This window comes from Janthinobacterium goodfellowi (genome assembly GCF_051380695.1).
Classification (GTDB): Bacteria; Pseudomonadota; Gammaproteobacteria; order Burkholderiales; family Burkholderiaceae_D; genus Janthinobacterium.
Map to the genome: position 1 here is coordinate 70,338 of NZ_JBNYXN010000008.1, position 26,051 is coordinate 96,388.

Genomic DNA, 26,051 nt, shown 5'->3' on the forward strand with positions numbered 1-26,051 from the left:
TGCGATTTAGCGGGTTTTTCTGCCGAATAAAGCAACGTAAGATGTCCTCATCCCAATCATCTTGTGAAGGCACATCATGTTCTCCAAATCCATCAGCAGCGTTCTTGTTTCCACCCTGTTTGCCGCCGGCGCCGCTTCGGCCGCCGCCAGCGCTCCCTTGAGCCTGGAAGTATTCAACCCGGGCGAAGCGGCGATTTTCCCCGTCGCTTCCGTGCTGGTGGCGGGCAAGCATGACGCCGTGCTGATCGATGCGCAGTTTTCGCGCGCCGAAGCGCAAAAGCTGGTGGAAAAGATCCGCGCCAGCGGCAAGAAACTGACGACCGTGTACATCAGCCACAGCGATCCCGATTTTTACTTTGGCCTCGATGTGATCAAGGCGGCGTTCCCGCAGGCAAAGATCGTCGCCACGCCGGAAACCGTGGCCGAGATCCGCCGCAAGGCCGACGCCAAGGTCGCCTACTGGGGCCCGATTTTGAAGGACAATGCGCCGCACGCCATCGTCATTCCCGAAGCCTTGAAAGGCAAGCGCATCAGCCTGGAAGGCCAGTCGCTCGACATCGCCGGCCCGACGCCAGCGCGCACCTATGTGTGGATTCCATCGATCAAGGCCGTCGTCGGCGGCGTGGTACTGTTTGGCAACTTGCACGTGTGGACGGCCGATACGCAAAGCGTGCAATCGCGCCAGGACTGGCTCAAGACCCTCGATGGTATCGCGGCCCTGAAACCTGTGACCGTCGTGCCTGGCCACTTCAAGGTCGGTTCGTCCCTGACGCCCGACAGCATCGGTTTTACGCGTGACTACCTGGTGACGTTCGAAGCGGAAACGGCCAAGGCCGCCAACTCGGCCGCCCTGATCGCCGCCATGAAACAGCACTACCCGCAACTCGGCCTGGATGGCGCTTTGGAAACGAGCGCCAAGGTGGCAAAGGGTGAAATGAAATGGTAAGCGGCAACAAGGAGGTCTCCATGCCCACACTGCACTACATTTTCGACCCCCTGTGCGGCTGGTGCTACGGCGCCGCGCCGCTGGTCGAGGCGGCGCGCGCCGTGCCCGGCCTGACGGTGGCCTTCCACGGCGGCGGCATGATGACGGGCAGCAATCGCCGCCAGATCACGCCCGCATGGCGAGGCTATGTGCTGCCGCATGACCGGCGCATCGAGCAATTGTCGGGCCAGCCCTTCGGCGACGCCTACATCAACGGCTTGCTGAACGATACGACGGCCATGATGGATTCCGAACCGCCGATCACGGCCATCCTGGCGGCTGAATCGCTGGCCGGCAAGGGTCTGGACATGCTGCAGCGCGTGCAGCGCGCCCATTACGTGGACGGCTTGCGCATCGCCGACGTGCCCGTGCTGGTGTCCTTGGCGCAAGATCTGGGCATGGATGGGACGGCATTCCAGGCCGAGTATGCGCGGCAGACGGGCGCCGCCACGCAACGGCACATCGATGCCAGCCGCGCCCTGCTGGCGCAGGTGGGCGGGCAGGGCTTTCCCACGTTCGTGCTCGACGATGGCAGCGGCAAGCTGTCCGTGATCGATATCGGTGGCTTCCTGGGCCAGCCGGCGAAGTTGCAGGCGGAACTGGGCGGCGTGTGCGATGGCCACGGTTGTGCATTGTAAATAGCTATCGGTTCGATAAAATCAATTAACTTTTCCTTTGTTGTTGACCTCGTTACACTGGTTTCATTAGTCAACAACGAAGGAAAAGCAGTCATGAGCCAACAGCCGCCATTCAGTACCGCCTCGGGCATCCCCGTCGCCGACAACCAGAACTCCATCAGCGCCGGTCCCCGCGGCCCCCTGCTGCTGCAAGACTTCCACCTGATCGAAAAACTCCAGCATTTCAACCGCGAGCGCATCCCCGAGCGCGTCGTGCACGCCAAAGGCTCGGGCGCCTACGGCACCTTTACCGTCACGCACGACATCTCGCGCTACACCAAGGCCAGGCTGTTCAGCGAAGTGGGCAAGCAGACGGCCACCTTCGCCCGCTTTTCCACCGTCGGCGGCGAACGCGGCAGTGCAGACACGGAACGCGACCCGCGCGGCTTCGCCGTGCGTTTCTATACGGAAGAGGGCAACTGGGACTTGGTCGGCAACAACACGCCGATGTTCTTCATCAAGGACCCGATCAAGTTCCCCGATTTCGTCCACACGCAAAAGCGGGATCCGCAAAGCAATCTGAAATCGGCCGAGATGATGTTCGACTTCTGGAGCCATGCGCCGGAAAGCCTGCACCAGGTTACCATGCTGTTCTCGGACCGGGGCACGCCGGACGGCTACCGCCACATGGATGGCTTCGGCAGCCACACGTATAGCCTGATCAATGCGGACGGCCAGCGTGTGTACGTGAAATGGCACTTCAAGACGCGCCAGGGCATCAAGAATTTGCCTGCGGCGGAGGCGGGCCGCCTGGCCGGTGCCGATCCCGACTATGCCCAGCGCGACCTGTTCGGCGCCATCGAACGCGGCGATTTCCCCCAGTGGGAAGTCAAGCTGCAGGTGGCGACGCAGGAGCAACTCGATGCCTGGGAGCAGCGCACGGGCTGGAACCCGTTCGACCTGACGAAGGTGTGGCCGCACGCGGACTTCCCGCTGTTGCCCGTCGGTATTTTCGAGCTGAACCGCAATCCGGACAATTACCACGCGGAAGTCGAACAAGCCGCCTTTTCGCCGGCCAACGCCGTGCCCGGCATGGGATACTCGCCGGACAAGATGCTGCAAGGCCGCTTGTTCGCCTACCACGATGCCCAGCTGTACCGCGTCGGCACGAACCACCAGCATTTGCCCGTGAATGCGGCCCGTTGCCCCTTCCATAACCAGCAGCGCGATGGCGGCATGGCGATCCACAACGGCGGCGCGGCGCAGAATTACGCGAACGTGGCAGCGGCAGGCACGCAGCCGCAAGGGCTGGGCCATGGTGAGCCGGCGCTGGCGCTGGCTGGCGGCGCGGCCCGCTACGATGGACGCGGCGTGGAAGACGATTACACGCAGGCCGGCAATCTGTTCCGCTTGATGTCGGCCCAGGCCAAGCAAAACCTGTTCGACAACCTGGCCGGCCCCTTGAGTCAGGTGCGGCCGGAAACCTTGCAGCGCCAGCTCGCTCACTTCGACCGGGCCGACCCAGCCTATGGCGCCGGCGTGCGGGCCGCCCTGCAGGCGCGTGGCGTGGCCCTGTAATTGCGTGTTGCAGGCGGAACTTGCTTGTTCCGCCTGTTATTGATGTGGCACAAATTAGAGCTTGATATCAAATATTGCCGTATGGACATATTTGATATCCATGCGTAGACTTGTCGGTCTGATGATCGCGCCGCCTTCCTGGCGGCGTCCTGACTAGAAAGTCTTGCAATATGAATATGGCGAAGCTGTGCGTGCATGGGGACGACCCCACGCTCAAATCCATCCTCGAAGTCTTGCCTACCGATCCGGAGCGGCAATGGCGCAAGGGCGAGGCGAAGGGCGCGAATCGCGTGCATCTCGATTCCGGCTTCGAAGTGCTGATCGCACAGGCGCCCAAATCGCAAGTGTTGCCCTCGCGCATACGCAGCTACCTGGCCGAATGCCGCTCGCGCGGCGTGACGTTCACCATGCCGCGCATCGTGGCCGAGCTGCAACTGGAGTTGAACGGTGACGACACGGTCGATGCGCCGCTCGACCTGAGCCTGGCCGACATGCAGCACCTGACGGAAATGGGCATCAGCCTGAGCCTGGTGACGCGCTGCGCCGCAGCCTGATTCCCGTGTGACACGCAAAAAAATGGCCGCCCATCATTGAAACGGGCGGCCATTTTTCGTCATGGCTCGTCGAGCTCGACGGTGACCATATTGTCATCGGGCTTGCGGTCGATCAGCTTGTTGTCCGGATCGATGCCGGCCTTGCCGGGGCGGCTGCCGACGATGACGGTGTAGCTCGCTTCACGCGCCGTCATGCGCAGCCGTTCGCGCAGCAGCGGATGGCCATTCGCGTCGTCGACGCCGATCTCGATCCAGTCGTGCAGCGGCGCGTCGTGTTCCTCGCCCTGTTCGCCGGCCGTCAATTTGCTTGCCTGCACCTTCATGGTGACGGCGTATTTGCCATCGCTGCGTTTCGTGGCCGTGGCGGCAAGGGCGCGGTTGTCGAACAGCACGATTTTCTCGAACAGGTCATCGATCAGGTAAGCCTGCTCGGGCGGCGTGACCTGGCGCAAGCCCTGGACCAGCGCCGTCACGCTCGCATACGGCGGGCCTTTCTGGCCGTAGGTCTTGAGCAGCTCGCGCAGCACGCCGTTGACCTTGTCCTCGCCGATGATGTCTTGCAGCAAGTACATGGCCAGGCTGCCCTTGTGATAGTGGATGTAGGCCTGGTTTTCATTCTCGGCCAGCGGCAATTCCTTCTTGCGTTCCTCGCTGCGCCCCATCAGGTATTGATTCAGGTCATAGCGCAGGAAGCGGCGCATCTTGGCCGGTCCCGCGGTTTTCTTCATCACCATCAGGGCTGAATATTCGGCCAGGGTTTCGCTGAGCACGGTGGCGCCCCGTGTATTGCCGCCCACCAATTGATGCGCCCACCACTGGTGCGCCACTTCATGCGCCGTGACGTAGAACGGATAGTCGATATCCTTCGGGTTCTTGTCGTCCACCTTGGCGATGAAACCCAGGCCTTCCGAGTACGGTATCGTGTTCGGGAACGATTGCGCAAACGTGGCGTAGCGGGGGAATTCGACGATGCGCAGGATCTTGTGCTGGTAGGGGCCGAAGTTCTTCGTGTAGTACTCGAGTGCTTCCTTGCTGCCGCGCACGAAACGCTCGAGGTTGTATTCATGGCCAGGATGGTAATACACGTCGATGGCCACGTCTTGCCAGCGCTCGTGCTTGACGGCGTAGCGGGCCGACTGGAACGCGTAGAAATTCAGGATCGGCTGGTCCATCGTGTAATGGAAGTAATGGCGGCCCTTGGCGATCCAGTCGTTGTCCAGCATGCCCGGCGCGATGGCCGTCTGGCCGTCGACGGTGCTGACGGTGGCGTCGAAGTTGATGCGGTCGGCGTCGTTGCTGATGTAGTTGTCGGCCAATCCCTTCGGGTCGTCGCGCGGCAAGGCCCGTTCGCGTGCGGGCAAGCCGTGTTTCTTGCGGTCGCGCGGGTCCGTCAATTCCTGCTGCGGCTGGTAACCGATGTGCGGCAGCACGGCATTCGTGAAGAAGGTGCCGTTGGCCACCACGGGCGTGTCCTGGCCCAGGCCGAAGATGCCGCGCGGCGCGTAGCGGATGTCGAAATCGAGGCCCAGGGTGGCGCCCGGCGCCAGGGGCGCGGCCAGGCGGTAGCTGTAAAAGCCCAGCTTGCCGTCATCGAGGCCGGGATGCACGCGCGCGTCAAACCGCAGGCGCATGGTGGCCGTCGGGTCTTGTTGCACAAAAATGTGGCTGATCGGCAAGCTGGTCTTGTTTTGCAGCACATAGCGGCCCGTGACGGCCAGGGTGCGCTGCGCCGGGTAGATGGCCACGTCGAGTTTCACGTCGGTGATTTTCGGCTGCGGCGTGGCGGCGAACTTGCGGTACTGGCGCTCGATGCTGGCGCGGTCCGCATCGCGGGAAAATTCGGACTGGTAATCGTTGGCCACGTGGAACACGTAAAACAGCACGCCGCCGGCGCCGACGAAGATCAGGGCGCCGACGGCAAAGCTGGCCAGCACGCCATGCGTCAGGCCGTGGCGCGCCAGGCGCAGGCGGATGCGCCAGCTGTCCTGCGCGCCGCGGGGCCAGAACAGCAGCGATAGCACCGTCAGCATGACGGCCGCGCCGCTCCAGTACAGCAAGTACCAGCGCTCGCGCAACACAAAGTGGCCGGCGCCGTTCATGGCCGAATACACGACATCGGGCGTGCTGCCGTACAAGAGCAGCGGGTCGCCCAGACCCAGCGAGGAAAAGCTGATGCTGGCGATGTGGTACAGAATCATGGCGAAATACGCCAGGTATTTCTGATTGATCAGCACCTGCACGAAGATGGCCAGCACGGCGACCAGCGCATAGTAGGGCAGGTGCGACAGGAACAGCGATTCCACGTACAGGCCGGGGTCGAGGCGGTAATAGCCCTTGAAGACCTGGATCGACATGCCGCACAGCATGATGACCAGGCTCAGCAAGGCTTGCAGGCCGACCAGCGCACACAGTTTCGAAAGCAGGGGCAGCCAGTTCGGCACGGGCAGGGCGTCGAGCATCAGATACGTGCCCGCTTCCCGTTCGCGCCACACCAGCTCGCCCGCGTAGAAGGTGGTAATGATCAGCATGAACAGGGCGAACGAGGCGCTGACCATGTCCAGCACCTTTTCCGTCACGGGATAGGTATTCGTGCCGTACATGGAACCCATGTCCAGCGCGCCCGCATACATGGTCAGCACGCCGGCCAGCACGATGACGACAAAATAGATGTTCTTGATGGTTTCGCGCAGGTTCAGCCAGCTCATCTTGAGGAGCAGGGCGGCCAGGTTGCGCTGCGCGAAGTCCGGCGTTTCCTGCGTGGACAGCGAAGCGTTCGACAGGCGCTGCGGCGCCTCGCCCTCGCTGCGGCGCCGGGTGGCGCCCGCGTCCGTCGTCGCGTGGAACTGGAAGCGCCAGTAGCCGAGCAGCAAGGCGACCAGGGCGAAGCCGGACCAGATGGCGCGGTTCAGCAGATACACGCCTTCCAGCGTCACGAGGCGCGCGTTGCGCTCCGCGTTCGGCCAGTATTCCGTCAGGCGTATCAGCGCCGTGGTGCCGAAAGGGTCGATCAGGGCGGCCAGGGTCTTGTAGTCGAGGTCGCGCGCCAGCGACGGCGCCACCAGGTAGCCGATCAGCATGACTACCGAGCTGATGTACACGGGCAGCATGCGCCGCGTCAGGGCCGCGATGACGAAGAAGATGGCGCCGAAGATGAACAGGTTCGGCAGCAAGGTAAATACATACGGCATCAGGTAGGCCAGCGCCCGTTGCGGCCCCAGCCTTTCCGGGTCGATGCCGGGCAGCCAGGCGCCCAGCCAGGCACCGATCACGATGCTGGAAAACACCACGGCCAGCACCAGGTAGGCGCCGAGGAAGCGGCCGAACACGTACTGGTATTTTTTGATCGGCGCGCTGAAGAAGAAATGCTGCATGCCGTATTCGAAATCCTGCTGCACCGAGCGGCCCATCATGGCGGCCACCACCACGGCGCCGAAGCAGCCCAGCAGGCTGCACGTGAACGCCAGCGAACGGGGGGCGTTGATCAGGAACTTGCCGCCGAAACTGATGCTCGCTTCCTTGAAGACGCCGCCGGCGGCCGCCATCCACAGCATGGCCAGCGCCAGGAACATGGCGAAATACACCCAGGTGGACAGCAGCTTGAGCCGCTGTCGCGCTTCAAAGCGGGCGATGGCAAACATGGCCGCCCCCTCAGTCGCACTGCGGGGCGACGCGGTGGCGCCCGGCAATGGTGGCGAAATACAGGTCTTCCAGGTCGCCGATGGCTTCCTCGAAGCCGTCGCCCGGGTCGTCGTCGCTGTAGACGTGGATCAGGGTGCGGCCCGACAGCAAACGCGTGGAAATGACGGCGTGGCGCTGCTGGAAGCTGGCCAGTTCTTTCTTTTCGACAAAGCGCGCCCAGATCTTGCAGCTGACTTCGTCGATCAGTTCCTGGGTCTTGCCGCACAGCAGCAAGTGGCCCTTGTTGATGATGGCCATGTTGGCGCACAGGTCGGCCACGTCGGACACGATATGGGTCGACAGGATCACCGTCTTGTCTTCGCCGATGTCGGACAGCAGATTATGGAAGCGGACTCTCTCCTGCGGATCGAGGCCGGCCGTCGGCTCGTCGACGATGATCAGTTTCGGGTCGCCCAGCAGGGCTTGCGCGATGCCGAAGCGCTGGCGCATGCCGCCGGAAAAGCCGCCCAGGCGCTGGTGGCGCACGTCGAACAGATTGGTTTGCTGCAAGAGTCCATCGACGACTTCGCGCCGGCGCGCCCGCTGCGACAGCCCTTTTAACATGGCGAAGTGGTCGAGCAGCTCGTAAGCTGTCACTTTCGGGTACAGGCCGAAGTCTTGCGGCAGGTAGCCCAGCATGCGGCGGATCTCGTCCTTGTCGTCGAGCACGTCGTAATCGCCGAAGAAGATGGAGCCGGAATCGCACTCCTGCAAGGTGGCCAGGGTGCGCATCAGGGTCGACTTGCCGGCGCCGTTCGGTCCCAGCAAGCCGAACATCCCGGGCGGTATCGTCAGCGAAACGTTGTCCAGCGCCACCACGCCATTCGCGTAGGTCTTCGACAATTTGCGAATCTGCAATTCCATACAACTCCTTGCTCATGCTGTTGCAATCCCATGTGACGGGACTTCTCTATGCTGGCATTGTATTGAATTTAAGACGTACTGGGCAGTTGCATGCGATACACGGCATTTTCGTATGCCCAGAGTGCAGTTGGCGGGGGTGGACGGCGGGCCGCTTGTGGCCCTTTCGCCCGCCATGAGAGTATCAGTTACGGAACAACACCGACTCCCGGTTGAACCACCAGCGGCACAGCATCAGCAGGGCGCCCGCGATGACCGTGGTCGAGGCCAGGATCACGCCGAACATGCGGTAATCCATGGTCCCCTTGACCAGTTCCTTCATGGCCAGCGACACGTTGGTCAGCGGCACCATGGCCCACATCCAGTTCAGCTCGACGCCGGGCAGCATGGCCGCCACCGTGGGCAGGATGACGAACAGCATCAAAGGCGTGATCATGCCGGCCGCTTCCTTGTAGCTTTTCGCGTAGATCGAGATCGACAGCAGCAGCGAGGCAAAGATGGCGGCCGTCGGCACCAGCATCAGGGTCACCATGGCCAGGTCGGGCAAGCCGATGCTGCGCACCATGACGGCCATGCTGCCTTCGAGCGAGCTGCCGAAGATGGCCAGCAGGGCGCCCATGCTGCCGACCATCAGCACGGCCGAGGTCATGCCGACGGTAAACAGCACGAGGAATTTGGCCAGCACGATGGCGCTGCGCGGCACGGGCGCCAGCAGCAGCGTTTCCAGGGTGCCCCGCTCCTTTTCGCCGGCGCCCAGGTCGATGGCCGGGTACATGGCCGCCGTCAGGCATACCATCAGCAGCAGATAGGGCAGCATGCCGCCGACGATGGCGCCCATCTGCTCGCGCTCGTTGGCCGTCGATTGTTTGTCGAGCACGATGGGGTGCAGGGCAAAGGCCAGCTGGGCCGGACTCAGGTTCAGCGCAGACAGCGCGCTTTCGCGCAGGCTGGCGTTGTAGGCCTCGACGATCTCGCGCACGCGCTGCTGGGTCACGTCGACCGTGCTGGCGCTGTTGTAGTGCAAGGTGACCTTGGCTTGCTGCTGTTGCTGCAGCGCCTCTTCAAACCGGGGCGGAATGACGACGGCAAACTTGATGGTGTCGTCGCCGATGGCGCGGCGGATCTCCCCCTCGCTGGCCAGCGGCACTTCGCGCAGGTTGTGCTGCTGCGCAAAACGCGCGCTCAAGCCCGGCGAATGGTCCTTGCCGAACAGCGTATAGCGCATTTCCGCCGTCTTGGCGTTCTTGAACATATTGTTCGAGACATACGCAAAGCCGCCAAAGATCAGCGGCATGGCAAAGATGGGGATGAGGATGGTGAAGATCAGCGTCTTGCGGTCGCGCGTGAGTTCCAGCAGCTCTTTCAGATAAATGGTCCACATGACTCAGGCTCCCTGGTTGATGACGCTGACGAAGGCGTCGTACAGATCGGCACTGCCGCCCAGGTGGCGCAGTTCGTCGACGGTGCCATGGAAGGCGGTGGTGCCGCGGTTGATGATGCAGACGCGGTCGCACAGTTTTTCCACCTCGTGCAGGTGGTGCGTGGAAAAGATCAGCGGCACGCGCAGCGCCTTGTAGCTGGCGATGAAGTCGAGCAGGATCTTGGCCGACATCACGTCCAGGCCCGTGGTCGGCTCGTCGAGGATCACCACCTGCGGCTCGTGCACGACGGTGCGGGCGATCGCGCACTTCTGTTTCATGCCCGTCGACAACTGATCGGCCCGCTTGCTGCCGTATTCTTCCATGTGCAGCAGGGAAAACAGTTCGTCGCAGCGGCGTTTCAGCTTGTCGGCCGGCATGCCATGCAGGCGGCCAAAGTATTCCACGTTCTCGCGCGCCGTCAGGCGGCCGTACAAGCCTGTCGAGCCGGACAGGAAGCCGATGCTCTGGCGCGCCACCAGCGGCTGGCGCAGCACGTCGACGCCATTGACGAGGGCGCTGCCCGCGTCCGCCTGCAAGGCCGTCGACAGCAGGCGCAAGGTGGTCGTCTTGCCGGCGCCATTCGGACCCAGCAAGCCCAGCACTTCGCCGGGGGCGCAGCTGAAACTGACGTCGCGCACGGCGTGGAACCAGCCCTCGTGTTCGCGCGGATCGCTGACGTGCACGCCCTTGCCCTTGTGGGGCGGCATGCGGAAACGTTTTGCCAGGTGCTTGACCTCTATCATGTGTTTCATCCATTCGACGGTGAACAACGAGAGTAGCATGCAAAAAATGTAACTTGCAAGGCGGAAATATCGTTTGGTCTATTGAAAAAAACAGCATCTTCATGCAAGCTGGCCCGGTGGGCGCCGGCGGACGGCGCGGGAGAGCGCGATGCAAACGATCGATCAGGCAATGCAGGACAAGGTACTGGCCGTGGCCCGCGCCGGCATGACCAGTGCCGAAGCCATCGGTTTCTTCCGCGTCAGCCTGGGGCTGTACTATCTGGCCGGCCTGATGACGGAGGAAACCCTCGATTTCAAGCTGATCGACGCGAAGTACAACCGTTTTATTTACCACTCGCTAGGCGGCGGGCACAGCATCGCCAGCGTGCTGCAATTCATGAGCGGCGAAAAAGTCTTGCGCGTGCTGCAATCGGAGCGTTTTCGTGCCGCGTTTGCCGAATACTGCCCGGACATCCCCGTCGACAGCATTTCTTTCCTGATTTCACTGAACCTGGGCGTGGCGAAAAGCCTGTCCGGCCTCGATGCCGTCGGCCCCGTGGTGGACTGGATCGAGCAGGAAAAAGCGCGCACAGGTCAATAAAGCCCCGTTCGCCCTGCGCACGGCGTGGGGACGGCTGGCCGCTATCATCCTATAATTCATGTTTTCCCTTACATGAATAGCCCACGATGACCGCGAACCGCCATTTTGACCCCCTGGATCGTTTGATTGTTGGCGCCGACAAGGCCTTGCGCGTCATCGCGGGCGTGGCCTCGGCCTCGCGCCCCACGCCGGCCGCGCATGCGCCCGATGCGGAACTGAGCCCGGCCGAACAGCGCCACAGCGCCGGCTTGATGCGCGTCAACCATGTGGGCGAAGTGTGCGCGCAAGCCTTGTACAACTCGCAGGCGCGCTATGCGCACAGCCCGGCCATCCGCGCCCAGTTCGACGAGGCGGGACGCGAAGAGGAAGACCACCTGGCCTGGACGGCGCAGCGCCTGACGGAGCTGGGCTCGCGTCTGAGCCTGCTCAATCCCCTGTGGTATGCGGGTTCGTTTGCGCTGGGCACCATCGCCGCGCGCATGGGCGACGGCCGCAGCCTGGGGTTTGTGGTGGAAACGGAACGCCAGGTGGAAGCGCACCTGGCCAGTCACCTGCAGGAATTGCCGCCGCAGGACGCCAAGTCGCGCGCCATCGTCAAGCAGATGGCCATCGACGAAGTGGAACACGGCGCCGCCGCCCAGCGATTGGGCGCCATCGACACCCCGGCGCCCGTGAAGGCGCTGATGGGCATCATGGGGAAAGTGATGACGAAAACCGCGTATTACCTGTAGGTCGGATTAGCGCGGCAATTCCGCGCGTAAGCCGACAACATTGTTGGCGCCGTTGGTGTCGTCGGATTACGCGCTCACGCGCTAATCCGACCTACTCCTCGATGATTTCGAACGAGTGGGTGATTTCCGCCGTTTTCGCCAGCATGATAGACGCCGAGCAATATTTGTCGTGCGACAAAGTCACGGCCCGTTCCACGGCCGTCGGTTTCAGGGCCTTGCCCCGCACGGTGAAGTGGAAGTGGATCTTGGTAAATACTTTCGGGTCGGTGTCGGCGCGCTCGGCCTTCAGGGTCACTTCGCAGCCGCTGACGGCTTCGCGGCCCCGCTTCAGGATCAGCACCACGTCATAGGCGGTGCAGCCGCCCGTGCCCAGCAAGACCATTTCCATGGGGCGTGGCGCCAGGTTGTGGCCGCCGCCTTCGGGCGCGCCATCCATGGTTACCAGGTGGCCGGAGCCGGTTTCTGCCCGAAAACTCATGCCCGACGGGCCATTCCAGCTGACTTTGCATTCCATCGTACTCTCCGAAAATTGTAAGCGTTTTGTATTGTAATAGAGGAATGCTCATCCATGTGCCGGCCGCCAGCCCGCAGCCTGTCTGCATTGCGGCTTGACGCGGCAGGGCAAAGCCGCTTATACTTGTCGGCTTTCCGTTCGCTCAGGAAAAGTAAATAAGGCAGAGTCCGCATAGCAGCATCGGCGGAACCACCATTTGAGCGTGTAATCTATTAGGAAGTCAACATGAAAACATTTTCCGCTAAAGGACATGAAGTCCAGCGCGATTGGTTCGTGGTTGACGCGACGGACAAAGTCCTCGGACGTGTTGCCAGCGAAGTGGCACTCCGACTGCGCGGCAAACACAAACCAGAATTTACTCCTCACGTCGATACCGGCGACTTTATCGTCGTCATCAACGCAGGCAAACTGCGTGTGACCGGTACCAAAGCTACTGAGAAAATTTACTACCGTCACTCTGGCTATCCAGGCGGCATCTACGAAACCAACTTCCAGAAAATGCAACAGCGTTTTCCAGGTCGCGCGCTTGAGAAAGCGGTCAAGGGCATGCTGCCTAAAGGCCCACTCGGCTACGCAATGATCAAGAAGCTGAAAGTGTACGCGGAAGGTTCCCATCCGCACGCTGCTCAGCAACCTAAAGCACTTGTTCTCTAAGGAACTGACATGATCGGTAATTACAATTATGGAACCGGCCGTCGCAAAAGTGCAGTGGCTCGGGTTTTTATCAAAGTTGGCACAGGCTTGATCGTTGTTAACGGCAAACCAGCAAACGAATACTTTTCGCGCGAAACGGGTCTGATGGTCATCCGTCAACCACTGGAACTGACCGGCAATGTTGAGCGTTTCGACATCAAAGTCAACGTCCATGGCGGCGGTGAGTCGGGCCAGGCTGGTGCAGTTCGTCACGGCATCACCCGCGCTCTGATCGACTACGATGCAGCGCTGAAACCGGAACTGGCGAAAGCCGGCTTCGTGACCCGCGATGCACGTGAAGTCGAGCGTAAAAAAGTTGGTCTGCGCAAAGCACGTCGCGCAAAGCAATTCTCGAAGCGTTAATTTCCACGCTACAGCACCTTTCGGGGTGCTGCTCGAAAAGCCGCTGGACTTCGGTCCCGCGGCTTTTTTGCATTTCAGCGGGATGTGCCGTTGCGCTGTAAAATACGCGGAAACACCCATGGGTAGCGTTTCCCTTCATCTTTATGCAATCTATACACAAGGAAAGAACATGATCAAAGTTGGCATCGTCGGCGGCACTGGATACACGGGCGTGGAGTTGCTGCGCTTGCTGGCAACCCATCCAGATGTCGAGTTGACGGCGATTACTTCGCGCAAGGAAGATGGCTTGCCCGTTGCTGACATGTATCCTTCCCTGCGCGGCCACGTGAGCCTGGCGTTTACTTCGCCGGACAAGGCGAAGCTGGAACAGTGCGACGTGGTCTTCTTTGCCACCCCGCATGGTGTTGCGATGGCGCAAGCTCCAGCCCTGCTGGCCGCCGGCGTGAAAGTCATCGACCTGGCCGCCGACTTCCGCCTGAAAGACCAGGCCAAGTTCGAGCAGTGGTACAAGATTCCCCACACGGCGCCCGAGCTGATCGAACAGGCCGTGTACGGCTTGCCGGAATTGAACCGCGAAGACATCAAGCAGGCCAGGCTGATCGCCAACCCCGGTTGCTACCCGACCACCATGCAGCTGGGCTTTTACCCGCTGCTCAAGGCGGGTCTCGTCAACGCGGGCGGCTTGATCGCCGACTGCAAGTCGGGCGTGTCCGGCGCCGGCCGCAAGGCGGAAATCGGCATCCTGTTCTCGGAAAGCAGCGACAGCTTCAAGGCCTACGGCGTGGCCGGCCACCGCCACTTGCCGGAAACGACGGCGCAGCTGCAGCGTTTCACGGATGAGAAAGTGGCGCTGACCTTCACGCCGCACCTGGTGCCGATGATCCGCGGCATGCATTCGACCCTGTACGCGCAGCTGAACAAGGATGTCAGCAATGAAGAGCTGCAAGCCTTGTTCGAAGCGCAATACAAGGACGAGCCTTTCGTCGACGTGATGCCGTTCGGCTCGCACCCGGAAACACGCTCCACGCGCGGCTCGAACACGCTGCGCCTGGCCTTGCACCGTCCCGAAGGCGGCAATACCGTCATCGTGCTGGTGGTGCAGGACAACCTAGTCAAGGGTGCTTCGGGCCAGGCCGTGCAGTGCATGAACTTGATGTTTGGCTTGAAAGAAACGGCCGGTTTGCAACATATCGCATTGCTGCCATAAAAATAGGCAGCAGTGCTTGCGCAGGTCCGGCGCCTTTTTGCCGGACCTGTGCTAAATTGGACTGCCACGTACACCAACAGGATGACGTTCATGTTCGAGCGCAACGCGAAAAACCCCATCGATACCCTGATCGGCGCCTCCACGCGGATCGAGGGCGACTTGCTGTTTTGCGGCGGCTTGCGCATCGATGGTCATGTACGCGGCAACGTCACGGGCGAGGCGGGCGAGCCCACGCATGTGGTATTGGGTGAGGCGGGCCGCATCGATGGTGAAGTGCGCTGCTCGAGCCTGGTTGTCAGCGGCGAGATCAACGGCCCCGTGTACGTGTCCGAAATGCTTGAAATCCAGCCAAAAGCCCGCATTGTAGGAGAGGTCTATTACAAGGTGCTGGAAATGCACAGCGGCGCATTGGTGCAAGGCAAGCTCAGTCGCCACGACAGCGCCGACCCCGTGCTGCACCTGGCCGTGTCGGAAATGTGAGCAGGAACAACACCAGCCAGCCGTGCCAGCGGCGGCCGCAGCGCGAGTTGCGCCAACAGTCTATAATGACTTAATGTTTTCTAGTAGGAGTGCCTGATATGAATGCCGTCGCTGAAATGCAAGATGTGATCCCTTCCCCTATTATCTTTACCGATAGCGCCGCCGAAAAAGTCGCGCAGCTGATCGAAGAAGAAGGCAATCCCGACCTGAAATTGCGCGTCTTCGTGCAGGGCGGCGGCTGTTCCGGCTTCCAGTACGGCTTTACGTTCGACGAAATCGTCAACGAAGATGACACCACCATGGTCAAGAACGGCGTCCAGCTGTTGATCGACTCCATGAGCTACCAGTACCTGGTCGGCGCGGAAATCGACTACAAGGATGACCTGGAAGGCGCGCAGTTCGTGATCAAGAATCCGACCGCGACGTCGACTTGCGGTTGCGGTTCGTCGTTCTCCGTATAAGCGAGCACACCTGAGAAAACGTCCATGGCGGCGTTGCATTGCCTCGCCGTACTCTTCGTACTGTCTTCGGCAACGCGCCTTGCCCTGAGCGTTTTTCAGGCGCGCCGGTTTACAGGCGCAATATAAAAAATAGCGGATCATCGATCCGCTATTTGTGTTTCTGCGCCCGCTTAGCGCGGGTAGAGCGCGCCCAGTACCCGCAAGCCCTGCGCCCCCGTCACGGCCGGCAAGTTGCCCGGCTTGCGCTGTGTAAAGCGCCAGGCCAGCCAGGCAAACGCCAGCGCTTCGACCTGGCTGGGCGCCACGCCCAAGGCTTCCGTCGATTCCACCGCCATGCCCGGCAATGCATCGGCCAGCGCCGCCATCAGGCTGGCGTTCTGCGCGCCGCCGCCGCACACGTACACCGTTTCCGCCTGCGCTCCGTCGCGCGCGATGGCGTGCGCCAGGCTGGCGGCCGTCAGCTGGGTCAGGGTCGCCTGCACGTCGGCGGCTTGGGCGCCACGGTGATTCGCCAGCTTGCCTTGCAGCCAATCTGCGTGAAAGAGGTCGCGGCCCGTGCTTTTCGGCGCCGGCAAGTCAAAATAGGGATCGTCGAGCAAATCTGCCAGCAGGGCAGGCAAGACTTTGCCCGTGGCGGCCCAGGCGCCGTTGGCGTCGTAGGGCTGGCCCAGGTGCTGCAAGACCCAGCCATCCATCAGCGCGTTGCCGGGACCCGTGTCGTAGCCCGTCACCGTGCCGTCCGCGTGCAGCACGCTGATATTGCTGATGCCGCCGATATTGGCCAGCACGCGCGTGTGGCCGGGCAAATTGAAAATGGCCTGGTGAAAAGCGGGCACCAGCGGCGCGCCCTGGCCGCCGGCCGCCACGTCGCGGCTGCGCAAGTCGGCGATCACGTCGATGCCCGTCAGTTCCGCCAGCAGGGCCGGGTTGTTCAGCTGGCGCGTAAAGCCCAGCTCGGGGCGGTGGCGGATGGTCTGGCCATGCGCGCCGATGGCGGCGATGGCGTCCGCACCGATGCCCGCGTCGCTCAACAGCATGGCGACGCAGTCGGCGTAATGGCGCACGAGTTGATTGGCCGCCAGCGCTTCGCGTTCGATTTCATTCTGGCCGGCACTTTGCAAGGCCATCAGGTCGGCGCGCAGGCTGGCGGGAAAGGGAATATAGGCGTCGCCCAGGCTGCGCGTGCCGCCATCGTCGGAAAAGTCGACCAGCGCGCCGTCAACGCCGTCCAGGCTGGTGCCCGACATCAAACCGATATACAGCATGGGGATTTCCTTGAATGCGTCAGTGAAGAAGTGCATTGTGCCGCATTTGTGCCGGACGCAAAAGCGCGGGGGAAAAAACAAAGGCACCGGCCATCTGCATGGGCGGTGCCTTTGTATGTTGCCCGAAGGCAGTGTCGCTTAGCGCGACGCCAGTGCCGTGTCGTTCGGTCGCAGCAGGGTGAAGCGGTGCATCATGTCGGCGGAGACCATGCGGAAACGGCTCAGCTCGGCAGCCGTCAACGGCGCCTGGGCTTGTACGTTCAGCTTGCTTGGGTCTTGTGCCACGCCGCCGACGCGGAATTCATAGTGCAAATGGGCGCCCGTGGACCAGCCGGTGGTGCCGACGTAGCCGATCACATCGCCCTGACTGACTTTTTGACCTTTTTTCAAGCCCGAAGCGAAGCGGCTCATGTGCGCGTAGGCGGTGCTGTAGTTGGCCCAGTGTTTCAGGACAACAACATTGCCGTAGCCGTTCTGGCTGCCGACGGAATCGACCACGCCGTCACCGGAAGCGCGGATGGGCGTACCCGTTGCTGCGGCGAAATCGATGCCCTTGTGCGCTTTCCAGTTGCCGGAAATCGGGTGCACGCGCATGGAGAAGCCGGACGAGATGCGGGAAAATTCGAGGGGGGATTTCAGGAAGGCTTTTTTGAGGGACTTGCCGTCGAAACTGTAGTAACCGCCGCCTTGCTTGCTGGCTGGGTCTTCGAACCAAACGGACTGGTAAGTCGTGCCGCGGTTGGTGAATTCACCGGCCAGGATGCGGCCCGCTCGGACAAATTCGCCATCTTGCCAGAATGTTTCGTAGACAACATTAAACGAGTCGCCGCGTTTCAGGTCGGAGCGGAAGTCGATATTGGTCGAGAACATTTCCACGATTTGCGCGGAAATCGAGTCTGGCAGGCGGGTGCCGTCCAGGCTGGAGTCGGTCGCGGCGAACAGGGTGGAAGTAATCTTGCGCGCGTGCATTTCAACGCGGCGTTCCAGCTGGGCTGCCACTTCCGTGGCCACGAACTTGTCGCCCTTGCGGGTGATCAGAATGTTCTTGACCGATTTGTCGGTGCCGTCGACGAGGGTGGCACGCATCCAGTTGAGGTCGCCGTTTTCGGTCGTTTGCGCTTGCACGCGCTTGCCCGATTTCAGCAACATCACGCCGCGCGCGATCTTGTCGGTTTTGATGAAATTGGCGGCCGCCGGATCATCCACGCCGAGACGGGTCAGCAGGGTGGCGAGGGTATCGCCAGCGCGGACTTTTTCTTCGTGGGTGAAATTCTGGTCTACCTGTTCCATCGCGGAAATTTGCGAAGTGAGATCAGGCATTTCCAGGTTTTGGGCGATGGACGTGACCGGCAAGTCCGATGCGTCGGGCGCCATGGGCGACACAGCGACCGCGCCGAAGGCGGCTACGGCGAGCAGCACTGCGGACGCGCCGATAATGCGTGCCTTGCGTGTCGTCGTCAGCTGTGTGTACAAGCGTGAGCCTGTGATTTTATGTATAGGGTTCATGCAATCAGTTAAAATTTGCCCTTGAACGATTCGTGAACTAGTGCTCTTTGTTATTGTTATTTTGGTTCGTTTTCATACGGCAAGATTGATGGGATCGAGCATTATAGCAAACTCCGCAAACCTACTACCATTTTGAGATCTACAGTCAAATTTTATGGAAATCAACACCACCGCATCGCCTACAAAGGCTAACGCCGCTCAGACCGCGCTTCCACTGTCGGACAGAGTACAAGAAGCCCTCGCGATTACCAAGCGTGGCGTCGACGAACTCTTGATCGAAAGCGAATTTGCGCAAAAATTAGCGCGCTCCGAGAAAACTGGTGTTCCACTGCGCATCAAACTGGGCCTGGACCCGACGGCACCCGACTTGCATCTGGGCCACACTGTCGTGCTGAACAAGATGCGCCAGCTGCAAAACCTCGGCCATCAAGTCATTTTCCTCATCGGCGATTTTACTTCCATGATCGGCGACCCTTCGGGCCGCAACGTCACGCGTCCGCCGCTAACCAAGGAACAGATCGAGATTAACGCGATGACGTATTTCGCGCAAGCATCTTTAGTGTTGGACGCCAGCAAGACCGAGATCCGTTATAACTCCGAGTGGTGCGATCCGCTGGGCGCGCGCGGCATCATCCAGCTCGCTTCCCACTACACGGTGGCGCGCATGATCGAGCGCGACGACTTCACCAAGCGCTTCCAGGGCGGCATTCCTATTTCCGTGCATGAATTCCTGTACCCGCTGATGCAAGGCTACGACTCGGTGGCCCTGAAATCGGACCTGGAACTGGGCGGCACGGACCAGAAGTTCAACCTGCTGGTGGGCCGCGAACTGCAAAAGCAGTACGGACAGGAGCAGCAGTGTATTTTGACCATGCCGCTGCTGGAAGGTTTGGATGGCGTGGAAAAAATGTCCAAGTCGAAGAATAACTACATCGGCATCACGGAACCGGGCAACACCATGTTCGCCAAGCTGATGAGCATTTCCGACGTCATGATGTGGCGCTACTACGAACTGCTGTCGTGGCGCTCGATCGCCGAACTGGCGCAACTGAAGCGCGAAGTCGAGGAGGGCCGCAATCCGCGCGATGCCAAGGTTGCGCTGGCGCAAGAGATCGTCGCCCGTTTCCACTCGCAGCAGGCGGCCGAAGATGCGCTGGCCGATTTCGTCAACCGCTCGAAGGGCGGCATTCCCGACGATATCCCGGAAGTGACCTTGGCCGGCGCCCCGCTGGGCATCCCGCAATTGCTGAAACAGGCGGGCCTGTGCCCGTCGACGTCGGAAGCCATGCGCAAGATCGACCAGGGCGGCGTGCGCATCGACGGCACCGTCATTAGCGACAAGGCGCTGCAAGTGGAAGCCGGTCAGTTCGTGTTGCAAGTTGGCAAGCGCAGTTTCGCGCGCGTCACCTTGACGGCATGATCGCGCTGCTGCAAAGAGTCACGCAGGCCAAGGTCGACGTTGCCGGCGCCACCATCGGCGCCATCGACGCCGGCCTGATGGTGCTCGTGTGCGCGGAGCGGGGCGATACGGAAAAGGAAGCGGACGCCCTGCTGGCCAAGCTGCTCGGCTACCGCGTGTTTGCCGACGAGGCGGGCAAGATGAACCGCAGCGTGACGGACGTGGCCGGCGGCTTGCTGCTGGTGCCGCAGTTCACCCTGGCGGCCGATACCAAGTCCGGCACGCGCCCGTCGTTTACGCCGGCGGCCGCGCCCCAGGACGGCTTGCGCCTGTTCACGCATTTCGTGGACCAGGCGCGCAGCCGCCATGCGACCGTGCAAACGGGGCAGTTCGGCGCCGACATGCAGGTGTCGCTGACGAACGATGGCCCCGTCACCTTCTGGCTGCAAGTGAACGTCAAACAATAACGATAAGGGGAGCAAGCGATGAAATTGTGGAGCGAGACGTTTCGTGATGGCGGCCTGATGCCGGCCGACTATGCCTTTGCCGAGATCGATCCGGCCAGCCGCGTGCGCCTCGCCGGCAACCGCAATCCCCATCTGGCCTGGGACGAGGTGCCCAACGGCACCGAGTCGCTGGCCCTGTTCTGCATCGACCCCGATGCGCCGCAAGACGCCAGCCTGGCCAACCGCGACGACCAATCCCTGTCGCTGACGGCGCCGCGCGGCGACTTTTATCACTGGAGCTTGCTCGACTTGCCGCCCGCCATGCGTTCTATTGCTGCCGGGGAATTTTCCAGCGGCATCACGCCGCGCGGCAAGGCTGCAGGTACTGGGCTGCGCCAGGGCATCAACGACTACACGGGCTGGTTTGCCGGCGATGCCGCCATGGCCGGCGATTATTACGGCTATGATGGCCCGTGCCCGCCATGGAATGACGAGCGCATCCACCACTATATTTTCCGCCTGTATGCGCTCGACGTGCCAAAGTTGGCCTTGCCCGAGCGTTTCACGGGACAGCAAGCGCATGCCGCGCTCTACGGCCACATCCTCGACGAAGTCCAGCTCGTCGTCGCCTACTCGCTCAATCCCGAGCTGGCACTTACCCTGAAGAAATAACGCATGAGCACCACGATTTTATTGATACGCCATGGCGAAACGGCCTGGAATGCGGGCCGCCGCCTGCAGGGCCATATCGACATCGCCCTGAACGAGGCGGGCCTGGCGCAAGCGGGGGCGCTGGGGCAGGCGCTGGCGGACGAAGCACTGGCCGCCATCATCGCCAGCGATCTGCAGCGCGCGCAGCAGACGGCGCAAGCCGTTGCTCAATTGAAAGATTTACCCGTGCAGACGGACCCCTTGCTGCGCGAGCGCTGCTATGGCGCCTTCGAAGGCTTGCTGTACGCGGACATCGCTGCGCGCTATCCGCACGAGTATGCGCAATGGCAATCGCGCCAGATCGATGCCGTGATGCCGTCGGGCGAGCGCGACGCGGAGAGTTTCCGCCAGTTCTATGCACGCGCGAATGGCGCCATCGCCCGCTGGGCCGAACGCTATGATGGCCAGACGATCGCCATCGTGGCCCATGGCGGCGTGCTCGAGTGCGCCTACCGCGAGGCGGTCGGCATGACGCTCGACAGTCCGCGCGACTTCCAGGTCAAGAATGCCAGCGTCAACCGTTTTTCGTATGCGGATGGCAAACTGCATTTAGTGCACTGGGGAAATATCGAACACCTGAGCGCGCCCGCGATGGACGAGCTGGGCTAAGGCCCCATCCTCACTCTGACGCACTGAGCCAAAAAAATAGTGCTTATTAAATAGGCAGGGAATCGGTTAAAATAGCAGGTTCCTCCGTCCATTCCAGGTTCTTCAGTGCAAATCGGCCCTCACATTCTGCGCAACAATGTTTTCGTCGCTCCCATGGCGGGCGTGACGGATCGGCCTTTCCGCCAGTTGTGCAAGCAGTTGGGTGCCGGCTACGCCGTGTCGGAGATGGCGGCGTCGAATCCGCGCCTGTGGGCAACGGAAAAAAGCGCGCGCCGCACGGACCACGACGGCGAAATGGAGCCGAAAGCCGTGCAGATCGCCGGCGCCGATCCGCAAGACCTGGCCGACTGCGCCAAGTTCAACGTGGACCGGGGCGCGCAGATCATCGACATCAACATGGGTTGCCCCGTGAAGAAGGTATGCAACAGCTGGTGCGGTTCGGCCCTGCTGCAAGATGAAAGCCTGGTCGAAAAGATTTTGCACGCCGTCGTCAATGCCGTCGACGTGCCCGTCACCCTGAAATTTCGCACGGGCTGGAACCGTTCCAACAAGAATGCCCTCACCATCGCCCGCATCGCCGAGCAAGCGGGCATCCAGATGCTGACCCTGCACGGTCGCACGCGTGCCGATGGCTACAAGGGCGATGCCGAATATGAAACGATTGCTGCCGTGAAAGCCTCGGTGGGCATCCCCGTGGTGGCCAACGGCGACATTACCAGTCCGGAAAAGGCCCGTTTTGTGCTGGATCAAACGGGCGCCGATGCTGTCATGATCGGCCGCGCGGCGCAGGGCCGGCCGTGGATTTGCCGCGAAATCGACCATTTCCTGCGCACCGGCACCTTGTTGCCGGCGCCGTACGTGGATGAAGTGCGTACCCTGATGGATGAACATTTGCGCGCCCATTACGCGTTTTATGGCGAATTCCTCGGCGTGCGCACGGCGCGCAAGCACATCGGCTGGTATGTCAGGGATCTGGAAGGCGGCGAAGCGTTCCGCCAGGAAATGAACTTGCTGGAGTCGACGGATGCGCAATTGCTGGCCGTCGATCAATTTTTTGAGTCGCAATGGAAATTTGGCGAACGGTTACAATACCGCCTCTCCGAATCCAGTGAAAGTGGCCTGATCGATGTGATCAAACCTGCGGCCACGGCAGCATGAGCAGATAGCAACAAGCAGGTTAAATCAGTTACCAGCAGTACAAGGGCGAGCGCCTATACAGAGCGTCATGCAATATTAATTACAACACCGAGGCAAGAGGGCAGCACGCGGACCGCATGAGCGACGCGGCACCGGATAGCCAGGTGTTCAGCCGGTTGAAGCATAAAAATGAGCAAAGAAAGCATTCAGGAAGTCGTACAGAAAAGTCTAGAAGATTACTTCAATGACCTGGGCGAACAGCAAGCATCGAATATCTACGACATGGTCGTGCTGACCGTGGAAAAGCCCATCCTGGAAGTCGTGATGACACGCGCCGATGGCAACCAGTCGCACGCCGCGCAGATGCTGGGCATTAACCGCAATACCCTGCGCAAGAAATTGCAGGAGCACGGTTTGCTGTAATGCCGGCATGCAAGTGACGCCAAGATTTGAATCCGCCGCAGCGGGCCCAGCCTGATAGCTGACTGCTGCGCCATTCGCCAAGAACACTTAACCACCTAGCCACAGCCATGATCAAACAAGCTCTCCTCTCCGTTTCCGACAAGACCGGCGTTCTCGACTTCGCCCGTGCCCTGTCCGCCCTCGGCGTCAACCTCCTGTCCACCGGCGGCACCGCCAAATTGCTGGCAGACAACGGTGTTCCCGTCACGGAAGTTGCCGATTACACGGGTTTCCCGGAGATGCTCGATGGCCGGGTGAAGACCCTGCACCCGAAGGTGCATGGCGGTATCCTGGCGCGCCGCGATTTCCCTGAACACATGTCGAAACTGGTCGAGCACGACATGCCGACCATCGACATGGTGGTGGTCAACCTGTACCCGTTCCAGGGCACGGTCGCCAAGGCCGATTGCACCCTGGAAGACGCGATCGAAAACATCGATATCGGCGGCCCGACCATGCTGCGTTCGGCGGCCAAGAACCACAAGGATGTGGTCGTCATCTGCGATCCGACCGACTACGACGCGGTGCTGGCGGAAATCCGCTCGGCCGACGGCAAGGCCGGCGACGTCAGCTATGACACCAAATTCATGCTGGCGAAAAAAGTCTTTGCGCACACGGCGCAATACGACGGCGCCATCACCAACTACCTGACCAGCCTGGGCCCGACGAAGGTGCACGCTGAGCGCGGCGCCTATCCGCAAATCCTGAACGTTGCATTTGAGAAAGTGCAAGACATGCGCTACGGTGAAAACCCGCACCAGAGCGCCGCCTTCTACCGCGACCTCGTTACCACCGACGGCGCGCTGGCCAATTACCGCCAGCTGCAGGGCAAGGAATTGTCGTACAACAACATCGCCGACGCCGATGCGGCCTGGGAATGCGTGAAGAGCCTGGGCGGCTTCGAGCAAAGCGCCGCTTGCGTCATCGTCAAGCATGCGAACCCATGCGGCGTGGCCCTGGGCAAGAACGCGGCCGAAGCGTATGCGCGTGCCCTGCAGACGGACCCGACTTCGGCCTTTGGCGGCATCATCGCGTTTAATACCGAACTGGACGGCGCCACCGCCGGCGAAATTGCCAAGCTGTTCGTGGAAGTGCTGATCGCCCCGTCGTTCTCCGCCGAAGCGAAACAAATTCTGTCGAGCAAGCAAAACGTGCGCATGCTGGAAATTCCGCTGGGCAATGGCGTCAACGCCATGGACTTCAAGCGCGTCGGTGGCGGCTTGCTGGTGCAATCGCCGGACGCGAAAAACGTCGGCATCGGCGACTTGCGCGTGGTCAGCAAGCTGCAGCCGACACCGCAGCAATTGTCCGACCTGATGTTCGCCTGGAAAGTGGCGAAATTCGTCAAGTCGAACGCCATCGTCTTCTGCGGCAATAACATGACCCTGGGCGTGGGCGCAGGCCAGATGAGCCGTATCGACTCGGCCCGCATCGCCTCGATCAAGGCGCAAAACGCGGGCCTGTCGCTGACCGGTTCCGTGGTGGCGTCGGACGCCTTCTTCCCGTTCCGCGACGGCCTCGACGTCGTCGTCGACGCGGGCGCGACCTGCGTGATCCACCCGGGCGGCTCCATGCGCGACCAGGAAGTGATCGATGCGGCGGACGAGCGCGGCGTCGTGATGTTGTATACCGGAACGCGTCACTTCCGTCATTGATAGTGAAGAGCAGGTCGGATTAGCGGTACGCGTAATCCGACATGCGGCTTCTCGATAAGGTACTCAGCGGCAGGCACCGGTTATTCACCGGTGCCTGCCGTATTCATTATAGAATCTGGCGATGATTATTCTTGGCATCGATCCTGGCCTGCGCACGACCGGCTTTGGGGTCATTGAAAAACACGGCAACAAGCTGCGCTATATCGCGTCGGGGACCGTCAAGACGGGTTCCGAAGGGGAATTGCCGCCGCGCCTGAAGATCATCTTGCAGGGCGTGAGCGAGATCGTCGGCACCTACCAGCCCGATTGCGCGGCCATCGAAAAAGTGTTTGTCAACGTCAATCCCCAATCGACCCTGCTGCTGGGCCAGGCACGGGGCGCGGCCATTTGCGCGCTGGTCCACGCCGACCTGTCGGTGGCCGAATACACGGCGCTGCAAGTGAAACAGGCCGTCACGGGCCACGGCAAGGCGGCCAAGGAGCAGGTGCAGGACATGGTGTCACGGCTGTTGTCGCTGCCCGGCTTGCCCGGCACGGATGCGGCCGATGCCCTGGGCGTGGCCATTTGCCATGCCAACAGCATCGATGCGCTGGCCATGATCGGTGCGCTGGCGCCCCAGTTGCAGGGCTTGCGTATGAAGCGCGGCCGCCTGGTCGGATAGTTGCGACTGCCATGCCACGTCCATGGCGTCGTTGCACTGCCTTGCCGTACTATTCGTACTGTCTTCGGCAGTGCGCCTTGCCCTGAACATGGCCTGACAGCCGCAACACTTCAATACGCTTTTGTTTACAATTTAATTTCATTAGGAACACGCGATGATAGGCCGTCTCTCCGGTATTTTGCTTGAAAAAAATCCGCCACAATTGCTGGTCGATTGCCAGGGCGTCGGCTATGAAGTCGACGTGCCGATGAGCACGTTTTACAACTTGCCCCACGTGGGCGAAAAAGTCGTGCTGTTCACGCACCAGGCCATCCGCGAAGATGCGCATTTGCTGTTTGGCTTCGGCAATGCGGCCGAGCGGGCCGTGTTCCGCCAGTTGATCAAGATCACGGGCGTGGGCGCGCGCATGGCACTGTCCATCCTGTCCGGCATGACGATCGCCGATCTGGCGCAGGCGATCACCCTGCAGGATTCCGGCCGCCTGGTGAAAGTGCCGGGCATCGGCAAGAAGACGGCGGAACGGCTGTTGCTGGAATTGAAGGGCAAGCTGGGGGCCGACATCGGCGCCGGCGGCACGCACGCGGCGCCGGATGCGCAATCGGACATCTTGAACGCGCTGGTCGCGCTCGGCTATTCGGACAAGGAAGCGCTGGCGGCCGTGAAAAACGTGCCGGCCGGCAGCGGCGTCTCGGACGGCATCAAACTGGCGCTGAAAGCGCTGTCGAAAGGCTGAT

The 26,051-nt window shown here is 61.3% G+C and carries 27 protein-coding genes; 20 read left to right on the top strand and 7 right to left on the bottom strand.

Going from position 1 to position 26,051, the window contains the following annotated elements; all coding sequences use genetic code 11:
- The first annotated feature begins 76 nt into the window (after positions 1-76).
- The 4 genes from ACQ4WQ_RS25245 to ACQ4WQ_RS25260 all read left to right on the top strand — a co-directional run bounded on the left by ACQ4WQ_RS25245 (position 77) and on the right by ACQ4WQ_RS25260 (position 3,734).
- Positions 77-946, top strand: coding sequence for an MBL fold metallo-hydrolase (locus tag ACQ4WQ_RS25245; RefSeq protein ID WP_436500849.1), 870 nt, complete (start codon positions 77-79; stop codon positions 944-946).
- 20 nt (positions 947-966) lie between these two features.
- Entirely contained in the window at positions 967-1,623 is a 657-nt protein-coding gene (locus ACQ4WQ_RS25250; protein ID WP_326458164.1) for a DsbA family protein, read from the top strand.
- A 93-nt stretch (positions 1,624-1,716) separates the two neighbouring features.
- Complete coding sequence (locus ACQ4WQ_RS25255; protein ID WP_436500851.1) at positions 1,717-3,180, top strand: catalase; 1,464 nt, start codon at positions 1,717-1,719, stop codon at positions 3,178-3,180.
- Positions 3,181-3,350: 170 nt separating this feature from the next.
- Complete coding sequence (locus ACQ4WQ_RS25260; protein ID WP_326458166.1) at positions 3,351-3,734, top strand: hypothetical protein; 384 nt, start codon at positions 3,351-3,353, stop codon at positions 3,732-3,734.
- Between the two features lie 59 nt (positions 3,735-3,793).
- On the opposite strand, the gene ACQ4WQ_RS25265 is transcribed toward ACQ4WQ_RS25260, so the two are convergent.
- The 4 genes from ACQ4WQ_RS25265 to ACQ4WQ_RS25280 form a co-directional block, all read right to left on the bottom strand.
- Complete coding sequence (locus ACQ4WQ_RS25265) at positions 3,794-7,372, bottom strand: ABC transporter permease/M1 family aminopeptidase (RefSeq protein WP_436500853.1); 3,579 nt, start codon at positions 7,370-7,372, stop codon at positions 3,794-3,796.
- 10 nt (positions 7,373-7,382) lie between these two features.
- Entirely contained in the window at positions 7,383-8,276 is an 894-nt protein-coding gene (locus ACQ4WQ_RS25270; protein WP_070222726.1) for an ABC transporter ATP-binding protein, read from the bottom strand.
- 181 nt (positions 8,277-8,457) lie between these two features.
- Positions 8,458-9,654: an ABC transporter permease gene (locus ACQ4WQ_RS25275; protein ID WP_326458168.1), complete on the bottom strand. Its 1,197-nt coding sequence runs from the start codon at positions 9,652-9,654 to the stop codon at positions 8,458-8,460.
- Positions 9,655-9,657: 3 nt separating this feature from the next.
- Positions 9,658-10,437, bottom strand: coding sequence for an ABC transporter ATP-binding protein (locus tag ACQ4WQ_RS25280; RefSeq protein WP_436500856.1), 780 nt, complete (start codon positions 10,435-10,437; stop codon positions 9,658-9,660).
- Between the two features lie 148 nt (positions 10,438-10,585).
- Here ACQ4WQ_RS25280 and ACQ4WQ_RS25285 point away from each other — a divergent pair, with 148 nt between their 5' ends.
- The gene (locus ACQ4WQ_RS25285) at positions 10,586-11,017 is read left to right on the top strand and encodes a hypothetical protein (protein WP_436500858.1); all 432 of its coding nucleotides are present in this window, start codon (positions 10,586-10,588) and stop codon (positions 11,015-11,017) included.
- A gap of 86 nt (positions 11,018-11,103) precedes the next feature.
- Complete coding sequence (gene coq7 / locus ACQ4WQ_RS25290; protein ID WP_326458171.1) at positions 11,104-11,748, top strand: 2-polyprenyl-3-methyl-6-methoxy-1,4-benzoquinone monooxygenase; 645 nt, start codon at positions 11,104-11,106, stop codon at positions 11,746-11,748.
- A gap of 91 nt (positions 11,749-11,839) precedes the next feature.
- Here the strand turns inward: coq7 and ACQ4WQ_RS25295 are convergent, their stop codons facing one another.
- A complete protein-coding gene (locus tag ACQ4WQ_RS25295; protein WP_436500860.1) occupies positions 11,840-12,262 on the bottom strand; it encodes an OsmC family protein in 423 nt (140 codons plus the stop codon).
- 225 nt (positions 12,263-12,487) lie between these two features.
- On the opposite strand from ACQ4WQ_RS25295, the gene rplM reads away from it, so the two are divergent.
- From rplM to erpA, 5 genes are all read left to right on the top strand, one after another.
- A complete protein-coding gene (gene rplM / locus ACQ4WQ_RS25300; RefSeq protein WP_010393282.1) occupies positions 12,488-12,916 on the top strand; it encodes a 50S ribosomal protein L13 in 429 nt (142 codons plus the stop codon).
- Between the two features lie 9 nt (positions 12,917-12,925).
- Positions 12,926-13,318 carry a 30S ribosomal protein S9 gene (gene rpsI, locus ACQ4WQ_RS25305; protein ID WP_010393285.1) on the top strand — a complete coding sequence of 131 codons (393 nt, stop codon included), beginning with the start codon at positions 12,926-12,928 and terminating at the stop codon, positions 13,316-13,318.
- Between the two features lie 169 nt (positions 13,319-13,487).
- Positions 13,488-14,525: an N-acetyl-gamma-glutamyl-phosphate reductase gene (gene argC / locus ACQ4WQ_RS25310; protein ID WP_436500862.1), complete on the top strand. Its 1,038-nt coding sequence runs from the start codon at positions 13,488-13,490 to the stop codon at positions 14,523-14,525.
- Between the two features lie 90 nt (positions 14,526-14,615).
- Positions 14,616-15,005, top strand: a complete 390-nt coding sequence (locus ACQ4WQ_RS25315; protein WP_326458174.1) for a bactofilin family protein — start codon at positions 14,616-14,618, stop codon at positions 15,003-15,005.
- A gap of 98 nt (positions 15,006-15,103) precedes the next feature.
- Positions 15,104-15,466 (top strand): iron-sulfur cluster insertion protein ErpA, encoded by a 363-nt coding sequence (erpA, locus tag ACQ4WQ_RS25320; protein WP_029496047.1) that lies wholly within the window; start codon positions 15,104-15,106, stop codon positions 15,464-15,466.
- 170 nt (positions 15,467-15,636) lie between these two features.
- Here the strand turns inward: erpA and ACQ4WQ_RS25325 are convergent, their stop codons facing one another.
- Together ACQ4WQ_RS25325 and ACQ4WQ_RS25330 are read right to left on the bottom strand one after the other, a co-directional pair.
- Positions 15,637-16,731, bottom strand: a complete 1,095-nt coding sequence (locus tag ACQ4WQ_RS25325; RefSeq protein ID WP_326458175.1) for an anhydro-N-acetylmuramic acid kinase — start codon at positions 16,729-16,731, stop codon at positions 15,637-15,639.
- A gap of 138 nt (positions 16,732-16,869) precedes the next feature.
- Positions 16,870-18,237 (bottom strand): M23 family metallopeptidase, encoded by a 1,368-nt coding sequence (locus tag ACQ4WQ_RS25330; RefSeq protein ID WP_326458176.1) that lies wholly within the window; start codon positions 18,235-18,237, stop codon positions 16,870-16,872.
- A gap of 154 nt (positions 18,238-18,391) precedes the next feature.
- On the opposite strand from ACQ4WQ_RS25330, the gene tyrS reads away from it, so the two are divergent.
- From tyrS to ruvA, 9 genes are all read left to right on the top strand, one after another.
- On the top strand, positions 18,392-19,657 hold the full coding sequence (gene tyrS / locus ACQ4WQ_RS25335) for a tyrosine--tRNA ligase (protein ID WP_326458177.1): 1,266 nt from the start codon (positions 18,392-18,394) through the stop codon (positions 19,655-19,657).
- Positions 19,654-20,103: a D-aminoacyl-tRNA deacylase gene (gene dtd / locus ACQ4WQ_RS25340; RefSeq protein WP_326458178.1), complete on the top strand. Its 450-nt coding sequence runs from the start codon at positions 19,654-19,656 to the stop codon at positions 20,101-20,103. The genes tyrS and dtd overlap by 4 nt, the downstream gene beginning before the upstream one ends.
- A gap of 18 nt (positions 20,104-20,121) precedes the next feature.
- Positions 20,122-20,754, top strand: coding sequence for a YbhB/YbcL family Raf kinase inhibitor-like protein (locus tag ACQ4WQ_RS25345; RefSeq protein ID WP_436500865.1), 633 nt, complete (start codon positions 20,122-20,124; stop codon positions 20,752-20,754).
- A gap of 3 nt (positions 20,755-20,757) precedes the next feature.
- Positions 20,758-21,402 (top strand): histidine phosphatase family protein, encoded by a 645-nt coding sequence (locus tag ACQ4WQ_RS25350; RefSeq protein ID WP_436500867.1) that lies wholly within the window; start codon positions 20,758-20,760, stop codon positions 21,400-21,402.
- 105 nt (positions 21,403-21,507) lie between these two features.
- The gene (dusB, locus tag ACQ4WQ_RS25355; protein WP_326458181.1) at positions 21,508-22,560 is read left to right on the top strand and encodes a tRNA dihydrouridine synthase DusB; all 1,053 of its coding nucleotides are present in this window, start codon (positions 21,508-21,510) and stop codon (positions 22,558-22,560) included.
- A 168-nt stretch (positions 22,561-22,728) separates the two neighbouring features.
- Positions 22,729-22,962: a helix-turn-helix domain-containing protein gene (locus tag ACQ4WQ_RS25360; protein ID WP_008445162.1), complete on the top strand. Its 234-nt coding sequence runs from the start codon at positions 22,729-22,731 to the stop codon at positions 22,960-22,962.
- 107 nt (positions 22,963-23,069) lie between these two features.
- The gene (purH, locus tag ACQ4WQ_RS25365) at positions 23,070-24,656 is read left to right on the top strand and encodes a bifunctional phosphoribosylaminoimidazolecarboxamide formyltransferase/IMP cyclohydrolase (RefSeq protein ID WP_326458182.1); all 1,587 of its coding nucleotides are present in this window, start codon (positions 23,070-23,072) and stop codon (positions 24,654-24,656) included.
- Between the two features lie 121 nt (positions 24,657-24,777).
- Positions 24,778-25,317: a crossover junction endodeoxyribonuclease RuvC gene (ruvC, locus tag ACQ4WQ_RS25370; protein ID WP_326458183.1), complete on the top strand. Its 540-nt coding sequence runs from the start codon at positions 24,778-24,780 to the stop codon at positions 25,315-25,317.
- 154 nt (positions 25,318-25,471) lie between these two features.
- A complete protein-coding gene (ruvA, locus tag ACQ4WQ_RS25375) occupies positions 25,472-26,050 on the top strand; it encodes a Holliday junction branch migration protein RuvA (protein ID WP_326458184.1) in 579 nt (192 codons plus the stop codon).
- The last annotated feature ends 1 nt before the right edge of the window (position 26,051 follow it).

What these genes read in the sequence shown, in the direction of transcription:
- ACQ4WQ_RS25245 (WP_436500849.1), top strand. Translation starts at nt 77, where the DNA reads ATGTTCTCCAAATCCATCAGCAGCGTTCTTGTTTCCACCCTGTTTGCC.
- ACQ4WQ_RS25250 (WP_326458164.1), top strand. Translation starts at nt 967, where the DNA reads ATGCCCACACTGCACTACATTTTCGACCCCCTGTGCGGCTGGTGCTAC.
- ACQ4WQ_RS25255 (WP_436500851.1), top strand. Translation starts at nt 1,717, where the DNA reads ATGAGCCAACAGCCGCCATTCAGTACCGCCTCGGGCATCCCCGTCGCC.
- ACQ4WQ_RS25260 (WP_326458166.1), top strand. Translation starts at nt 3,351, where the DNA reads ATGAATATGGCGAAGCTGTGCGTGCATGGGGACGACCCCACGCTCAAA.
- ACQ4WQ_RS25265 (WP_436500853.1), bottom strand. Translation starts at nt 7,372, where the DNA reads ATGTTTGCCATCGCCCGCTTTGAAGCGCGACAGCGGCTCAAGCTGCTG.
- ACQ4WQ_RS25270 (WP_070222726.1), bottom strand. Translation starts at nt 8,276, where the DNA reads ATGGAATTGCAGATTCGCAAATTGTCGAAGACCTACGCGAATGGCGTG.
- ACQ4WQ_RS25275 (WP_326458168.1), bottom strand. Translation starts at nt 9,654, where the DNA reads ATGTGGACCATTTATCTGAAAGAGCTGCTGGAACTCACGCGCGACCGC.
- ACQ4WQ_RS25280 (WP_436500856.1), bottom strand. Translation starts at nt 10,437, where the DNA reads ATGATAGAGGTCAAGCACCTGGCAAAACGTTTCCGCATGCCGCCCCAC.
- ACQ4WQ_RS25285 (WP_436500858.1), top strand. Translation starts at nt 10,586, where the DNA reads ATGCAAACGATCGATCAGGCAATGCAGGACAAGGTACTGGCCGTGGCC.
- coq7 (WP_326458171.1), top strand. Translation starts at nt 11,104, where the DNA reads ATGACCGCGAACCGCCATTTTGACCCCCTGGATCGTTTGATTGTTGGC.
- ACQ4WQ_RS25295 (WP_436500860.1), bottom strand. Translation starts at nt 12,262, where the DNA reads ATGGAATGCAAAGTCAGCTGGAATGGCCCGTCGGGCATGAGTTTTCGG.
- rplM (WP_010393282.1), top strand. Translation starts at nt 12,488, where the DNA reads ATGAAAACATTTTCCGCTAAAGGACATGAAGTCCAGCGCGATTGGTTC.
- rpsI (WP_010393285.1), top strand. Translation starts at nt 12,926, where the DNA reads ATGATCGGTAATTACAATTATGGAACCGGCCGTCGCAAAAGTGCAGTG.
- argC (WP_436500862.1), top strand. Translation starts at nt 13,488, where the DNA reads ATGATCAAAGTTGGCATCGTCGGCGGCACTGGATACACGGGCGTGGAG.
- ACQ4WQ_RS25315 (WP_326458174.1), top strand. Translation starts at nt 14,616, where the DNA reads ATGTTCGAGCGCAACGCGAAAAACCCCATCGATACCCTGATCGGCGCC.
- erpA (WP_029496047.1), top strand. Translation starts at nt 15,104, where the DNA reads ATGAATGCCGTCGCTGAAATGCAAGATGTGATCCCTTCCCCTATTATC.
- ACQ4WQ_RS25325 (WP_326458175.1), bottom strand. Translation starts at nt 16,731, where the DNA reads ATGCTGTATATCGGTTTGATGTCGGGCACCAGCCTGGACGGCGTTGAC.
- ACQ4WQ_RS25330 (WP_326458176.1), bottom strand. Translation starts at nt 18,237, where the DNA reads ATGAACCCTATACATAAAATCACAGGCTCACGCTTGTACACACAGCTG.
- tyrS (WP_326458177.1), top strand. Translation starts at nt 18,392, where the DNA reads ATGGAAATCAACACCACCGCATCGCCTACAAAGGCTAACGCCGCTCAG.
- dtd (WP_326458178.1), top strand. Translation starts at nt 19,654, where the DNA reads ATGATCGCGCTGCTGCAAAGAGTCACGCAGGCCAAGGTCGACGTTGCC.
- ACQ4WQ_RS25345 (WP_436500865.1), top strand. Translation starts at nt 20,122, where the DNA reads ATGAAATTGTGGAGCGAGACGTTTCGTGATGGCGGCCTGATGCCGGCC.
- ACQ4WQ_RS25350 (WP_436500867.1), top strand. Translation starts at nt 20,758, where the DNA reads ATGAGCACCACGATTTTATTGATACGCCATGGCGAAACGGCCTGGAAT.
- ACQ4WQ_RS25360 (WP_008445162.1), top strand. Translation starts at nt 22,729, where the DNA reads ATGAGCAAAGAAAGCATTCAGGAAGTCGTACAGAAAAGTCTAGAAGAT.
- purH (WP_326458182.1), top strand. Translation starts at nt 23,070, where the DNA reads ATGATCAAACAAGCTCTCCTCTCCGTTTCCGACAAGACCGGCGTTCTC.
- ruvC (WP_326458183.1), top strand. Translation starts at nt 24,778, where the DNA reads ATGATTATTCTTGGCATCGATCCTGGCCTGCGCACGACCGGCTTTGGG.
- ruvA (WP_326458184.1), top strand. Translation starts at nt 25,472, where the DNA reads ATGATAGGCCGTCTCTCCGGTATTTTGCTTGAAAAAAATCCGCCACAA.